Annotated in this window: 13 protein-coding genes; 7 read left to right on the top strand and 6 right to left on the bottom strand. The window is 62.1% G+C overall.

Annotated features, from left to right (window positions below; all coding sequences use genetic code 11):
- Positions 1–140 precede the first annotated feature (140 nt).
- The 4 genes from ACY8D3_RS00720 to ACY8D3_RS00705 all read left to right on the top strand — a co-directional run bounded on the left by ACY8D3_RS00720 (position 141) and on the right by ACY8D3_RS00705 (position 4243).
- Positions 141–1346: a quaternary amine ABC transporter ATP-binding protein gene (locus ACY8D3_RS00720; protein WP_462381058.1), complete on the top strand. Its 1206-nt coding sequence runs from the start codon at positions 141–143 to the stop codon at positions 1344–1346.
- On the top strand, positions 1339–2259 hold the full coding sequence (locus ACY8D3_RS00715; protein ID WP_462381056.1) for an ABC transporter permease: 921 nt from the start codon (positions 1339–1341) through the stop codon (positions 2257–2259). Before ACY8D3_RS00720 ends, ACY8D3_RS00715 begins: the two co-directional genes overlap by 8 nt.
- A gap of 28 nt (positions 2260–2287) precedes the next feature.
- Positions 2288–3232, top strand: coding sequence for a choline ABC transporter substrate-binding protein (locus ACY8D3_RS00710; RefSeq protein ID WP_462381054.1), 945 nt, complete (start codon positions 2288–2290; stop codon positions 3230–3232).
- A gap of 156 nt (positions 3233–3388) precedes the next feature.
- Complete coding sequence (locus ACY8D3_RS00705) at positions 3389–4243, top strand: glycine betaine ABC transporter substrate-binding protein (RefSeq protein WP_462381052.1); 855 nt, start codon at positions 3389–3391, stop codon at positions 4241–4243.
- A 77-nt stretch (positions 4244–4320) separates the two neighbouring features.
- Here the strand turns inward: ACY8D3_RS00705 and ACY8D3_RS00700 are convergent, their stop codons facing one another.
- Together ACY8D3_RS00700 and ACY8D3_RS00695 are read right to left on the bottom strand one after the other, a co-directional pair.
- The gene (locus ACY8D3_RS00700) at positions 4321–5013 is read right to left on the bottom strand and encodes a response regulator (protein WP_462381050.1); all 693 of its coding nucleotides are present in this window, start codon (positions 5011–5013) and stop codon (positions 4321–4323) included.
- The gene (locus ACY8D3_RS00695; RefSeq protein ID WP_462381048.1) at positions 5010–6605 is read right to left on the bottom strand and encodes a sensor histidine kinase; all 1596 of its coding nucleotides are present in this window, start codon (positions 6603–6605) and stop codon (positions 5010–5012) included. Before ACY8D3_RS00695 ends, ACY8D3_RS00700 begins: the two co-directional genes overlap by 4 nt.
- A 212-nt stretch (positions 6606–6817) precedes the next feature.
- Between ACY8D3_RS00695 and ACY8D3_RS00690 the strand changes: the two genes are divergently transcribed.
- The 3 genes from ACY8D3_RS00690 to ACY8D3_RS00680 all read left to right on the top strand — a co-directional run bounded on the left by ACY8D3_RS00690 (position 6818) and on the right by ACY8D3_RS00680 (position 9407).
- Positions 6818–8659, top strand: a complete 1842-nt coding sequence (locus tag ACY8D3_RS00690) for a potassium transporter Kup (protein WP_462384499.1) — start codon at positions 6818–6820, stop codon at positions 8657–8659.
- A 57-nt stretch (positions 8660–8716) separates the two neighbouring features.
- Positions 8717–9019, top strand: a complete 303-nt coding sequence (locus ACY8D3_RS00685; RefSeq protein ID WP_462381046.1) for a putative quinol monooxygenase — start codon at positions 8717–8719, stop codon at positions 9017–9019.
- 118 nt (positions 9020–9137) lie between these two features.
- On the top strand, positions 9138–9407 hold the full coding sequence (locus tag ACY8D3_RS00680) for a hypothetical protein (protein WP_462381044.1): 270 nt from the start codon (positions 9138–9140) through the stop codon (positions 9405–9407).
- A gap of 95 nt (positions 9408–9502) precedes the next feature.
- Here ACY8D3_RS00680 and ACY8D3_RS00675 read toward each other — a convergent pair whose 3' ends face one another.
- The 4 genes from ACY8D3_RS00675 to ACY8D3_RS00660 are packed head-to-tail and all read right to left on the bottom strand — an operon-like array spanning position 9503 to position 13708.
- Positions 9503–10333, bottom strand: coding sequence for a carbohydrate ABC transporter permease (locus tag ACY8D3_RS00675; RefSeq protein ID WP_462381042.1), 831 nt, complete (start codon positions 10331–10333; stop codon positions 9503–9505).
- Between the two features lie 10 nt (positions 10334–10343).
- Positions 10344–11267: a carbohydrate ABC transporter permease gene (locus tag ACY8D3_RS00670; RefSeq protein ID WP_462381040.1), complete on the bottom strand. Its 924-nt coding sequence runs from the start codon at positions 11265–11267 to the stop codon at positions 10344–10346.
- A 10-nt stretch (positions 11268–11277) separates the two neighbouring features.
- Positions 11278–12570, bottom strand: coding sequence for an ABC transporter substrate-binding protein (locus ACY8D3_RS00665; RefSeq protein ID WP_462381038.1), 1293 nt, complete (start codon positions 12568–12570; stop codon positions 11278–11280).
- 22 nt (positions 12571–12592) lie between these two features.
- Positions 12593–13708 carry an ABC transporter ATP-binding protein gene (locus tag ACY8D3_RS00660; protein ID WP_462381036.1) on the bottom strand — a complete coding sequence of 372 codons (1116 nt, stop codon included), beginning with the start codon at positions 13706–13708 and terminating at the stop codon, positions 12593–12595.
- Positions 13709–13768: the final 60 nt, after the last annotated feature.

Genomic DNA, 13768 nt, shown 5'->3' with positions numbered 1-13768 from the left:
CCCTCCTGACGAACCGGTCTGCAGGCCTCGGGCATGACAATCCATAAGGCAATAACACTCGTCAAATACGAGCAACTGCCCGAAGGGCGCAGTGCGCATCCGTGTGAACGAGCTGACGTCTACTGAAGGGGAACCGTCCCATGCAGTCTGGAAAAATAGTGGTGCAGAACCTGTACAAGGTTTTCGGAGAGCACCCGGAGCAAGCGCTAGAACTGGTCAAGCAAGGCAAGAGCAAGGAAGAAGTCCTTGCAGAAAAAGGCGCAATCGTCGGTGTGAGCGATGTGTCCTTCAGCGTTCAGGAGGGCGAGATATTCGTCCTCATGGGGCTTTCCGGCTCAGGCAAGTCCACCCTCATCCGCCTCATCAATCGCCTGGTAGAACCTACCGCCGGCGACGTCTTCATCGACGGACAGAACGTCGCCAAGCTGCCCAAGGATCAACTCATCGATCTGCGCCGCCGCGATATGAGCATGGTGTTCCAGTCCTTCGCCCTGATGCCATCGCGAACGGTGCTGGAAAACGCAGCGTTCGGCCTCGAAGTTGCCGGCAAGGGTCGCAAGGAACGCGAGGCCCGCGCGATGGAGGTGCTCAAGCAGGTCGGCCTCGATACGTTCGCCAGCAAGTACCCGCGTGAACTCTCCGGAGGCATGCAGCAGCGCGTCGGGCTGGCTCGCGCCCTGGCTGTCGACCCCTCCATGATCATCATGGACGAGGCCTTTTCGGCACTCGATCCGCTCAAGCGTCGCGAGATGCAAGACGTCCTCCTCGAACTGCAGCAAAAGTCCCGCCGCACCATCATCTTCGTTTCCCACGACATCGAAGAAGCCATGCGAATCGGCACCCGTATCGGCATCATGGAAGGCGGCAAGCTGATCCAGGTCGGCACGCCGCAGGAGCTGGTCGAGAATCCGGCCAACGACTACGTCCGCAACTTCTTCGATACCGTCGATACCAGCCGCTACCTGACCGCTGGCCAGCTCAAGACCGACAGCGTTCCACTGTACGTTCACAACGGCAAGGCGCCAGATGCCCAAACCGTCTGTAAGGAATTACAGGAGCAGGACAAGCACTACGCCTTCGTCGTCGATGAAGACAATCGCTTCCAGGGCTCCATCAGCCTCGAGAAGATCGCTCTGCTCGTCGAAGGCGGCCAGACCTGCGAGCTGACGCCCCAGACTCTCAAGCAGATTGACCCGGTACCCGAGAGCCTTCCTCTCGAGCAGGTCATCAATCGCCTGGTAGACAACGAGGGCCCCATACCCGTCATCGACGATAGAGGGCAATACGCTGGCGCTATCAGCAAGGGACGCCTGTTGAGCCGACTGCAGGGTGAAGCCCATGAATGAGAAAAAGATCGACCTGGGCAGCTGGGTCAATGACGCCGTCAACTACCTGCTGGATAACTACAGTGGTGTATTCGAGAGCATCGGAAACGGGGTTGATTACCTTTCCCAGGCTGTCGAATCGCTGCTCATGTGGCCCCCGGCATGGTTGCTGATCGCTATCTTCGTGGGGCTCGGCCTCTGGCGCCTGGGCATTCGGTTCGCGATCTTCACGGCGGTTGCCTTTACGCTGATCGTCCTGAGCGGCTTCTGGGAACAGACTGTCGTAACACTGGGCCTGACCTTCTCAGCAACCCTTATCAGCTTGGCGCTCGGCATCCCGCTGGGGATCTGGGGCGCACGCAGCGACAAGGTTTCATACGTCATCCGCCCGGTTCTGGACTTCATGCAGACGATGCCCGCCTTCGTCTACCTGATCCCTGCCGCGATGCTGTTCGGCCTTGGGCGCGTGCCGGGCATCTTCGCGACCGTCATCTTCGCCATGCCGCCCGCGGTGCGTCTGACGACACTGGGTATCCGCCAGGTGAACAGGGAAATCGTCGAAGCCGGCGAATCCTTCGGTTGTAACAGCCGCCAGTTGCTCTTCAAGGTACAGTTGCCGAACGCCATGCCGTCGATCATGGCAGGCGTGAACCAAACCATCATGATGGCGCTGTCGATGGTGATCATCGCCTCGATGGTAGGTGCAGGTGGCCTCGGCAACGACGTACTGGCCAGTATCCAGCGTCTGGATATCGGCCTCGGTTTCGAAAGCGGCATGGCCGTGGTGTTGCTGGCGATCATTCTAGACCGCATCACCGAGAGCTTCGGCACGCCGCGGCAGACGTCTCGCTTCTCTCGCATGTTCGCCTTCATCGGCAACAAGCGTGAGCAACGGACCGTGCCCACACCGCCTACCACCCCGCCAGCGCAGTGATTCAGACGTTCTACAAGGAGTGGTTTTGATGAAGCAACTGAAACGAATCGCCGCCACAGGCCTCGTCTGCTCCGCACTGATGAGCAGTGCCTGGGCAGCGGAGCCCGCGGCCTGCCAGAAGGTCAGCTTCGCCGAGATTGGCTGGGCGGACATTTCTGCCACGACCGGCGTTGCCATGACGCTGGCAGAGGGCCTGGGTTACAAGCCGACCAAGCGGATGGTGTCGGTGCCCATCGCCTTCACGGGCGTGAAGAACAAGCAGGTCGATGTCTTTCTGGGCTACTGGTCGCCATCGATGGATACGGTCATCGAGCCGTTCACCAAGGACGGCAGCGTCAAGGTCCTCGAGAAGCCGAACCTGGAAGGCGCCAAGTACACGCTGGCCGTGCCGACCTACGCAGCGGAGCAGGGCCTGAAGAGCTTCGAAGACATCGCCAAGTTCAAGGATAAGCTCGGCGGCAAGATCTACGCGATCGAGCCGGGCAACGATGGCAACCTCCTGATCGACGGCATGATCAAGGACAACACCTTCGGCCTGGGCGATTTCAAGATGGTCGAGTCCAGTGAAGCCGGCATGCTGGTCCAGGTGTCCCGCGCGGTGAAGCGCAAGGAGCCGATCGTCTTCCTGGGCTGGGCCCCGCACCCCATGAACACTCAGTTCGACATGACCTACCTCTCCGGCGGCGACGACGTGTTCGGCCCTGATTATGGCGCGGCGAAGGTCTACACCGTGATCAACAAGGACTACGAATCACGCTGCCCGAACGTTGGCAAGCTGCTCAACCAGCTCCAGTTCAACGTCGAGATGGAAAGCCAGCTGATGGAGAAGGTCCTGGACAAGCAGGATCCGGAGACCGTCGCCAAGGCGTACCTCAAAGAGAACCCGGCAGTGCTTGAACAGTGGCTCGCCGGCGTTAGCACGTTCGATGGCAAGGACGGTGCGGCAGCAGTTCGCACCTACCTCGGCCTTTGAGCCAGAGGGAGTCAGCGATGACTCCCGTACCTGCCGGAGCGCCTGATGCTCCGGCATCCTCCAGGAGAATGCAACGCAGACAATCCCAGGCCCGCTTCGAGACGGGTCAGGAGCCCTTTTTGCTGCCAAAAAATATACCAACATGGAGTGATACGCATGAGCATGTTCAAGCATGTAGTTCAATGCCTCGGCGCCGCGACCCTCGCGCTGGGCATGTCCGCCGCTACCGCCGCAGATAAACCGGAGCTGAAGCTCGGCTTCGTCAACGGCTGGGACGATAGCGTCGCCACCACCAACGTTGCTGCTCAGATCATCCAGGAAAAGCTCGGCTATCCCGTCAAACTGCAACCCGTCGAAGCGGCCATCATGTGGCAGGGCGTCTCCCGCGGCGACCTTGACGCCACCCTTTCCGCCTGGCTTCCGGCCACCCACGGCGAGTACTACGAAAAGCTCAAGGACAAGGTCGAGGTCCTGGGCACCAACTACGACGGCGCGAAGATCGGCCTCGTCGTTCCCGAGTCTTTCGAGGCCAAAAGCATCGAAGACCTCAACAAGTACAAATCACAACTGGATGGCAAGATCACCGGTATCGATGCGGGTGCCGGTGTCATGCGCCGCGCCGAAGAAGCCATCAAGGAGTACAAGCTCGACCTGCGCCTGATGCCGAGCTCAGGCCCGGCCATGACGGTCGCCCTGACCCGCGCGATCGCTGCGAACAAGCCCATCGTCGTCACCAGCTGGATCCCACACTGGATGTTCGCCAAGTGGAAACTGCGCTTCCTGGAAGATCCCAAGAATGTCTTCGGCGACGCCGAGCGTGTCCAGAGCGTCGCCAACCCTGGCTTGAGCAAGAAGGCGCCTGAAGTGGCCGCGTTCCTAAAGAACTTCAACTGGAGCGCGGAAGAAGTCGGTTCCGTCATGCTCGCCATCACCGAAGGCGCCCAGCCCGAGAAAGCCGCCAAGGACTGGATTGCCAAGCATCCGGACCGCGTCGAGGAATGGCTCAAGTAAGCCGGCGTGAATCAAAACGGCCCTTCGGGGCCGTTTTTTCGTTTACCCGAAAAACTGTCGATCGAACCCACCTCAAGTCAGCCAGCCGCTATCAGCCTGTACCCCACCCCCGCTTCGGTCAGGATGAGTTCGGGCGCGCTGGGGTCATCGTTCAGCTTCTGCCGCAGCCGCCCAACGACGATACGCAGGTAGTGCGTGTGCTCGACGTGGGTCGGGCCCCACACCTCCTTGAGCAATTGCTGCTGCGTCACGATGCGCCCTGCATGTTGGGCAAGCAGTGCCAGCACAGCGTATTCCTTTCGCGTCAGGGCTATCGTCACACCGTCGAGCGTAACCTGCCGAAACGCCAGGTCGACGCGCAGGGGGCCGACCTCGACAGCCGCCACTGGCGCGGTCGGCGTGGGAGAGATACGCAGTAGCGCCCGGACACGTGCCAGCAGCTCCTGTACACCAAATGGCTTCGTCACATAGTCATTGGCGCCAGCATCCAACGCGGCCACCTTTTCCTGCTCACCGGCGCGTACCGATAGCACCAGTACCGGAACCGAGGACCATTCACGCAGCTGCGCCAGCACGGCATGCCCGTCAAGGTCGGGAAGGCCCAGATCCAGAATCACCAGGTCCGGCTCGTTCAACGCCGCCTGCGCCAACCCCTGCTCGCCACAGTCCGCCTCGATAACCGCATAACCTTGCGAGGTGAGGCTGATACGCAGGAATTTACGAATGGCCGGTTCATCGTCTATGACGACAATGCGAATGCGATCGCTCATGGTGTGTTGCTCTCACCATCGTAGTCATCGACGTCGCTTGACGGTTGCTCCTCGATTGGCAAATGGAGCGTGATGCAGGTACCGCCCTCAGCACCGCTGGATACGCTGACATGCCCGCCATGGGCGACCACCATTCCCTTGCAGATGGCCAGGCCGAGGCCGGTGCCCTGCCCGCCCCGATCGCCACGGGCAGCGGTGTAGAACATGTCAAAGATCCGCTCCTGATCCGCGGCGGGTACGCCTGGCCCCTCGTCGATCACCGAAAGTGCCAGCATGTCAGCGGCCTGCACGCGGACCGTAAGCCTGCCGCCTTCGGGCGAAAATCGGATGGCGTTTTCGAGCACATTTACGAGCGCCTGCTCGATCAATGCGGCCTGCACATGGACCAGCGGCAGATCAGGCGCAATCTCCCGGCGAACCACCAGCTTCTCGAGCAGCGGTTGCAACCGCTGAAGCGCCGACGCAACCAGATCACTGGGCGTCACCCAGTCGCGATCCAGGGCGAGCTGCCCGTGGCCGAGCCGCGTCATGTCAAGCAGGTTCTGGATATAGCGATCCAGGCGCTCCATCTCCGAACGGGTGTCGCTGAGCAGTTCACGCCGCTGGGCCGGGGCAAGTGCATCGTCGAGCATCGCCAGCGTTTCGACCGATCCACGCATGACCGTCAACGGTGTACGAAGGTCATGGGACACCGATGCAAGCAGTGCGCTGCGCAACTGTTCGGCTTCGCTTTTTACGCGGGCCGTCGCCAGCGCTTCGGACAGGTGCGTCCGCGCCATGGCCAACGAGAACGTATCCAGCAACGCCTCAATGGCGGTTCGTCTCGGCTCATCGAGTACCGCAGGCGCAACGGCACGCGCCCCTAACAAGGCGATAGGTGAAGAGCGCTCAACGCCTGGGCTCGACGACAAGGGCCACCACCACCAGTGCGGGCGCTCCAGGTTATGGCTGTCGTAGCCACCGGTTGCACCGTGCTCCCAGCTCCAGCAGGCCGTGATGCGCTCCAGCTCGCTCAACCCCAGCGTGCCTCCAGCCAGTCGATGCACCTGTTCGCCCTCTACTGTCACAAGGCTCAGTTCAAGATCCTTGTCCTGCAGATGCTGGCGCAGCGCGGTTAGAAGACCTTCCGCGTCCGGCGCCTGGGTGAGCCTCTCGGCAAAAGCCAGCAGCGCCCGGGTATCGCGCTGGGATGCCTGCAGTGCCCGGAACTGGCGCTTATAGCGAGCGGCCAGGTCGCCGGTCGCCACGGCGACGACGAGGAAGAAAAACAGGGTCAGCAGGTCCTGTTCGCGATGGATGATCACCGACCAGTTCGGGGGCAGGAAGGCGTAGCCGTAGGCGATGAATGACAGCGCGGCGCACGTCAGTGCCGGTCCCTTGCTGCTGCGGATGGCGACCACGAGCACGGCGACCAGAAAGACCAGCGAGATGTTCGGCAGGTCCATGAGTCTTGAAACCGCCAGCGCCACGAGAGAGGCAACCGCGGCGGCGAGTACCGCTTCGGCGTAGTCACGCACCGGCGTCGACGGCTTGGCATCGATCCGGTAGAGCCGCTCTGCCAGCGGCGTGTGGCTGTCATCTGCCCTGGACACCTTCACTCCTCGCGACGCCCGATTTGTACCCTGCAACGATGCCGAAGCGCTCGCGTCTATGCCGTAAAGAAGCCGTAAAAGTTCAGCCACCTGAAACCATTCGGCCCGGCAAGTTCGCTATATCTATGCCCGCCGGGACCCTTCCGGCGAACCGTCATGGAGTACGCCTGGTGAGCGCATCCACCCCGGCCAAAAAGGCCCCTCACATCTCGATGCTTGTCGCGGCCGCCGGTGTCGTCTACGGCGACATCGGCACCAGCCCCCTTTATAGCCTCAAGGAAATCTTTTCGCCGCACTATGGCGTGTCGATCACACACGACAGCGTGCTCGGCATCCTGTCGTTGATCTTCTGGTCGCTCACGCTCGTGGTGACGGTGAAATATGTCTCGCTCATCCTCCGTGCCGACAACCAGGGCGAAGGCGGAATCATGGCGCTCACGGCGCTGGCACAACGTGCCGCGCGCGGACGCAAGCATCTGCAGGCCGTACTGATCGCACTGGGCCTCTTCGGCGCCGCGCTTTTCTATGGGGACAGCATGTTGACGCCCGCCGTGTCGGTCGTATCCGCCGTGGAAGGTATCGAACTGGCGTTTCCATCCATTGAGCATTGGGTCGTGCCGACCGCGCTCATCCTGCTGGTCGCTCTGTTCGCCCTGCAACGGCACGGCACGGCGCGTATCGGCTATCTCTTCGGCCCTATCATGGTGATCTGGTTCACCACGCTCGGCGCGCTGGGTGTCCATGGCATCGTGGCGCAACCGGAGGTGCTCAAGGCCCTGAACCCTTACTGGAGCGTGCTGTTCTTCGCCGACCATCCGCTGCTCGGCGTACTTGTCATGGGCGCGGTGGTGCTGACGATCACTGGCGCCGAGGCGCTCTATGCCGACATGGGCCATTTTGGACGCAAGCCAATCGTCCATGCATGGCTGTTCCTGGCCTTCCCCGGGTTGATCCTCAACTATTTCGGCCAGGGCGCACTGCTGCTGGATGACCCGACCGCGGCGCGCAACCCCTTCTACCTGCTCGCGCCGGACTGGGGGCTGATCCCGCTGATTGCCCTCGCCACGCTTGCCACGATCATTGCCTCCCAGGCCGTGATCACAGGTGCGTACTCGATCACGCAACAGGCAATTCAGCTCGGCTACGTGCCGCGCATGCAGATACTGCACACCTCGGATGTCGAGCGGGGGCAGATCTACATCCCGGTCATGAACACGCTTCTCATGATCGGCGTCGTTCTGCTCGTGGTCGGTTTTCAATCCTCCAGCGGATTGGCGGAGGCCTACGGTGTAGCCGTGACGGGCACCATGCTCATCACAACGCTGCTGGTGTCCTCGGTAGTGCTCCTGCTGTGGCGCTGGCCGTGGTACCTGGCCGTGCCGATGCTCTCGGTATTCCTGGTGATCGACCTGCTGTTCTTCGCTTCGAACGTCCCGAAGATAGCCGCAGGCGGCGCTGTGCCCCTCATCATCGGTGCGGTGCTGTTCATCTTCATGACCACCTGGAAGCGCGGCCGTGAACTCGTGCTGGAGCGTCTGGACAGCCACGCCCTGCCCCTGGTGCACTTCATAGAGAGCATTGCGCTGCAGCCGCCACGTCGGGTGTCGGGCACCGCTGTCTTCCTCACCAGCCGCCCGGAAACCGTCCCGCACGCGCTGCTTCACAACCTGTTGCACAACCAGGTGCTGCATGAGCGGGTGATCCTGCTGACCGTGCTGTATGAGGATCGCCCGCGGGTCCCGGTCGATGAGCGTTTTCAGCTGGAAGGCTTCGACCAGGGCTTCCACAGGCTGACCTTGCACTTCGGCTTCAAGGACGAGCCCAACATTCCGCAGGCGTTGACGCTGCTCAAGGGGCGCGGTCTGGAATGCCAGCCAATGACCACGACCTACTTCCTCAGCCGAGAGACGGTCATCCCGTCAAAGCGGCTCGGCATGGCGCTCTGGCGCGAGCGACTGTTCGCCACGCTGCTCAAGAACGCCAGCGGCAGCCTGAGCTTCTTCCACCTGCCGGTAAACCGTGTCATTGAGCTCGGTACACAGGTCGAGATCTGATACAGGCGTGAAGCGAATACCGCGATTCGTGGTCGGACAGAAAAACGGGAACACGCCATGTCCGACCACGTTCACACACTGACCCTGCTTCGCGCCCTGCCTGAACGCGAGCGCGCCCTTGCCGCGCACCTCGAACTTATCCGGGACCAATCCCTCGCCGCCCCCGGTTGCCTTGCCTACCAGGTGATGCAGCAGTCCGATGACGACCGCCGCTGGGTGATCCATGACACATGGATCAACGCCGCTGCGCTGGATGATCACCTGCTCGAGCCCTACATGCAGGACTTCTTCGATGAGCTTTCCAAGCTGGTGGAAGACATCGATACCCGGCTGCTCATCGAACCGCTTCCGAGCCGTTAAGCACGGCCTTAGCGAGCCAGCCGGCCCTTTTTCGGAATCCTGCCGATGCCCTGATGGTCCAGACAAGGAGACGTTCGCCACTACGAGGCGGCAAGCAGGAACCTGACAGGAGGCTTTTATGCAGACGATGATCATCACCGCCGACCAGGCGCGCGAGTATGCCAACCACGCCCAGAGCGGCGTCGAGCAGGTACTGGCTACCATGAGCCGGGAGATCGAGACCTTGTCCAGGGCCGGCCGCCGGGCCTCAACCCATAACTTCGCCAAGGAAAACGTCAGCGAGGAAGAACTGCGCCAGACGATCGAGGAGATGGAGCGCCGTGGCTTTGCCGTGGATCAGCAGGCGAATATCAACGGCGATCAGTGGACCGTGCGCCTGACCTGGTAAGGGCAGGTGCGGCCGGCGAGGTGCGGCCGGCTAGGCGCCCCCGGCGAGGTGCGGCCGGCGAGGTGTGGCCAGCTAGGTACGCCGGCCATTCCCCGTTACTTGAGCCCCGCGCGCATGAACGATTGCACGAACTGCCGCTGGAAGATAAGGAACGCGATGAGCAGCGGAGCGGACGTCATCAGGGTCGCCGCTGCCACCAGCGCCCACTGCACGCCCTGATCGGGTGCGGAGAATGTCTGCAACCCTACCGTCAGTACGCGCGATTCCACCGAGTCGGTCACGACGAGGGGCCAGAGAAAGTCGTTCCAGTGGCTGCTGATCGACACCAGCGCGAACGCAACATAGACGGGCTTCGCCAGCGGTACATAGAGCCGCCAGAGGATCTGCCAGCGGCTCGCGCCTTCGATGATCGCGGCCTCTTCCAACGCCAATGGAATGCTCTTGAAGGTCTGCCGCAGCAGGAACACCGCGAACGCCGATGCAAATGACGGCAGCGCAATGCCAAGCAGCGTATCGCGCAGACCGAAGCCCGCGATCGTGCGGTAGTTCTGCACGATGAGCACGTCGGGACTGATCATCAGCTGCAGTAGGATCAGCGCAAACAACACGCCCGCCAGTTTCAGCTGGCATCGCACCAAGGCGTAGGCCGCCAGGGTCGCCAATACCATCTGCACCACGGCGATCATCAGCACCAGTAGTGCAGTGTTCAGCATGTAACGCGCGAACGGCGCCGCCTGCCAGGCCTCGACGAAGTTGGCGAGCGTGACGGGCGCATCCCAGACGAAACGCGTCTGGAACTCCAAGGGGTGAATCGCCAGCCACACGGCGAACAGCAAAGGGAGCAGCCACACCAGCGCGAACAGCCAGATCAGACCATCCGCCAAACCCTTGCGGAGCCGTGCAGCTCCCGACATCGATACCGACATCCCGGCCTCCTTATTGGTAATGGATCCGCCGCTCGAGCAGCCCGAACTTGATCAGCGCCAACACGGCAAGCAGGAGCAGCAGCACCACGGTCATCGTCGCCGCGCTTGCCAAGTCCCAGTAGCTGAAGGCCGTGCGGTAGAGGTGGAAGAGCAGTAGCGACGTCGCGTTGTTTGGCCCACCATGGGTCATCACGACGACCTGATCGATCACCCGGAAGGCGTTCATCAGGGCATTGATCGCCACGAACAGCGTGGTCGGCATCAGCAATGGCCACTGCACCCGCCAGAAATACTGCGCGCGACTTGCACCCTCGAGGCGAGCAGCTTCGCGCAGCGGCGGCGGTATCTGCTGCAGGGCGGCAAGGTAGAAGATCATGAAGAAGCCGGCTTCCTTCCACACCGTCACCGCCATCATCGCGTAGAGCGCAGTGCCCGGGTCGCCGAGCCAGTTCACCGGTGCAACCCCGAACAGGTCGAGCAGCCGATTGAGCACGCCCAGTTGCGGCGTGTAGATGAACAGCCAAAGGTTCGCGATGGCAATCATCGGCAGGATTGCCGGCATGAAGAACGCCATACGCACCCAGGCCCGCCCCGCCAGACGACGGTCCACCCATAACGCCATGAGTACCGCCAATGCGATCGACACCGGGACGGTGATTGCCGCGTACAGCAGGTTGTTACCGAGCGAGGTGATGAAGACATCGTCTTCGAGCAGGTAAAGGAAATTCTCCAGGCCAACGAATTCGGCGGCCCGGTCCCCTCGCGGCTCGTCGTGCAGGCTCTGCCAGACGGACGCAAGGATCGGGTAATGCGTGAAGGTGAACATCAGCCCCATGAACGGCAGGAGCAACAGCAGGCCGTAGAGCTCCAGCCGCGACCACGCCCACCGGCGAGCGGCCGGGCGCGGCGTATCGACCGTGGCGGACGTGGTCATGGGCGTCTCCTTACTGGTAACGGCGCAGGATACGATCAGCCTGGCGCTGGGCTTCTTCCAGGGCTTCCTTGGGCTCCTTGGCGCCGGTCACCACGGCCTCGACCGCCTGGTTCAGCGCATCCTGTACGCGGGAGTTTTCGTAGGTCGCAAGCTCCGGCTGGGCGTACTGCAACTGCTCACGCGCAACCAGCGATTGGGGTACCTGCTTCACGTAGTCCTGCATCGCTGGCGTTTCCCATGCGGCCGGGCTGGTAGCCACGTAGCCAGTCGCGATGCTCCATTCGGCAGCCTGCTCCGGCTCGGTCAGCCAGCGGACGAAGGTCATCGCCGCGTCACGCTGTTCCGGCGATATCTTCGAGAAGACATACAGATTGCCGCCGCCCGTGGGGCTGCCGCGACCGGTCTTTTCCGGCAGCATGGCGATGCCGAACGGGAATTTCGCACCCTGGCGGATGGCGCCAAGGTTGCCCGTCGTCGTGACGATCATCGCGGCGCGATTATCGAGGAAGTCCTGCGGCGTGGTGCTCCAGGCAATGGTGCCGGTGGGCGATACCTTTTCCTTCACCGACAGGTCACGCATGAAGGTCAGTGCTTCAACCGTCTCCGGCTGCGCATAGTTCACGGCCGTGCCCTTGCCGTTATCCAGGCGGCCACCGTTCGTGGCGGAGAACCCCTGTAGGAGCCAGTAGCCCAGCGGTGCATTGGACGGCACCTCGATGCCCCACTGACGGCCGTTCGGGCCTTGCTCGGTGGTCAGCTTTTTGCCGAACTCGACGACTTCATCCCAATTCCGCGGTGGCTGTTCGGGGTCCAGGCCGGCTTTCTGGAACGCGTCCTTGTTCCAGTACATCACGATGGTCGAACGCTGGAACGGGACGCCCCAGGTCTTGCCGTCGATGTTGCGCATGAAGGCCGGGTAGAAGCTGTCCAGCCATGCCTTGCCCTCATCGCCCTGAACCAGATCGCTGACGGGCTGAATGGCACCGGCATCGATCAGCGAATACACCTCGATGTCGCCGATCACGGCGACTTGCGGCGGCGTGCCGCCCTTGTACGCAGTGAGCGCCTTGGTGATGGTCGTGGCGTAGTCACCTGTATAGACGGGGCTGATCTTGATCTCGGGATGCTGGGCCTCGAAGCGCTGGACCATGCCATCCACGATCTTCGACACCCCGCCACCTACGGCCACCGGGTAGTACATCTGCAGCTCGACGGTCGCCGCCGAGGCGTACGTTGCGGGCAAACTCAGGGTGCAAAACGCTAAGGCGAGGGCGAGGACTCCCCCTTTCCCGTGGGTCTTCATACTGGAGCTCCTTGGTGACGAATCAGCTCGCGACGGATCGCATCCACGAGCCTTGTGATGGTCCGAAGCGTCGATAGGCTTCGGAATCCAGACGCTGCCCCGAGGCCGCGTCGAAGAAATGCTGGCGATCACTGGGCCATTGCAGCCCGACGCGATCGCCGACCGAGAGCGGCTCGTTCTGTACCGTGCGCACCAGTACATCGCCATTGCCCAGACGGCATTGCACCAAGGCTTCGGCGCCCAGGTACTCGACCGATACGACGTGCGCGGGCAGCCCGGATGACGCAGCCACCAGCCGAATGTCTTCGGCGCGTATCCCCAACTGGCATTGCGAACCGCCTATGGCCGGTGCAACGGGATGCGCCTTGTCCCCCGCCATCAGGCATAGCCGGCCATCCTGCTGGGCCAGGTCGAGGATATTCATCGGCGGCGCGCCGATGAAGCGTGCGGCGAATACCGTGGCTGGCGCCTGGTAGAGCGTCTGCGGCGTCGCGAATTGCTCGACGCGCCCGCCATTGAGCAGCACGACCTTGTCCGACATGCTCATGGCTTCGGTCTGGTCGTGGGTCACGTACAGGACTGTCATCCCGAGGGCTTGCTGAAGCGCCCGAATATCCCTGCGCATCCGCTGGCGCAGCTTGGCGTCCAGGTTGCTCAAGGGCTCGTCCATCAGACACAAGGGGCGATCGGCGATTACGGCACGCCCGAGCGCCACACGCTGCTGCTGGCCACCGGAAAGCTGGCTGGGGCGGCGATCGAGCAGGCCTTCCAGGCCAATCAGTTCGACGACCCGATCAAGCCGTTTGGCGAAACCCTGCTTGTCTTCGCGACGCACCTTCAGGCCAAAGAGCAGGTTTTCCCGCACGCTCATGTGCGGGAACAGGGCATAGGACTGGAACACCATCGACAGCTCGCGCTCGGCAGGCGAACGGCCAAGCACATCTTGCCCCTTCAACAGGATCTCGCCGCTATCCGGCTGCTCGAGCCCGGCGACGATGCGCAATGTCGTCGACTTTCCACAGCCCGACGCACCCAACAACGTGCAGAACTCGCCCTGCTCCACTGCGAACGAAACGCCGTGCAGTACAGGCGTGTCACGCCAGCGTTTTTCCAGATTTCGCAGTACGAGAAAGCTCATGTCCGCACCTTGGGCCTTTGTATGTCTGGCCAGCACTCTATGGCGGAACGATGACGCTTT

Source organism: Pseudomonas sp. Marseille-QA0892 (assembly GCF_054950135.1).
The sequence above is the reverse complement of the archived record's forward strand: the minus strand, read 5'-3'. Positions and strand labels throughout refer to the sequence as shown.

What these genes read in the sequence shown, in the direction of transcription:
- ACY8D3_RS00720 (WP_462381058.1), top strand. Translation starts at nt 141, where the DNA reads ATGCAGTCTGGAAAAATAGTGGTGCAGAACCTGTACAAGGTTTTCGGA.
- ACY8D3_RS00715 (WP_462381056.1), top strand. Translation starts at nt 1,339, where the DNA reads ATGAATGAGAAAAAGATCGACCTGGGCAGCTGGGTCAATGACGCCGTC.
- ACY8D3_RS00710 (WP_462381054.1), top strand. Translation starts at nt 2,288, where the DNA reads ATGAAGCAACTGAAACGAATCGCCGCCACAGGCCTCGTCTGCTCCGCA.
- ACY8D3_RS00705 (WP_462381052.1), top strand. Translation starts at nt 3,389, where the DNA reads ATGAGCATGTTCAAGCATGTAGTTCAATGCCTCGGCGCCGCGACCCTC.
- ACY8D3_RS00700 (WP_462381050.1), bottom strand. Translation starts at nt 5,013, where the DNA reads ATGAGCGATCGCATTCGCATTGTCGTCATAGACGATGAACCGGCCATT.
- ACY8D3_RS00690 (WP_462384499.1), top strand. Translation starts at nt 6,818, where the DNA reads ATGCTTGTCGCGGCCGCCGGTGTCGTCTACGGCGACATCGGCACCAGC.
- ACY8D3_RS00685 (WP_462381046.1), top strand. Translation starts at nt 8,717, where the DNA reads ATGTCCGACCACGTTCACACACTGACCCTGCTTCGCGCCCTGCCTGAA.
- ACY8D3_RS00680 (WP_462381044.1), top strand. Translation starts at nt 9,138, where the DNA reads ATGCAGACGATGATCATCACCGCCGACCAGGCGCGCGAGTATGCCAAC.
- ACY8D3_RS00675 (WP_462381042.1), bottom strand. Translation starts at nt 10,333, where the DNA reads ATGTCGGTATCGATGTCGGGAGCTGCACGGCTCCGCAAGGGTTTGGCG.
- ACY8D3_RS00670 (WP_462381040.1), bottom strand. Translation starts at nt 11,267, where the DNA reads ATGACCACGTCCGCCACGGTCGATACGCCGCGCCCGGCCGCTCGCCGG.
- ACY8D3_RS00665 (WP_462381038.1), bottom strand. Translation starts at nt 12,570, where the DNA reads ATGAAGACCCACGGGAAAGGGGGAGTCCTCGCCCTCGCCTTAGCGTTT.
- ACY8D3_RS00660 (WP_462381036.1), bottom strand. Translation starts at nt 13,708, where the DNA reads ATGAGCTTTCTCGTACTGCGAAATCTGGAAAAACGCTGGCGTGACACG.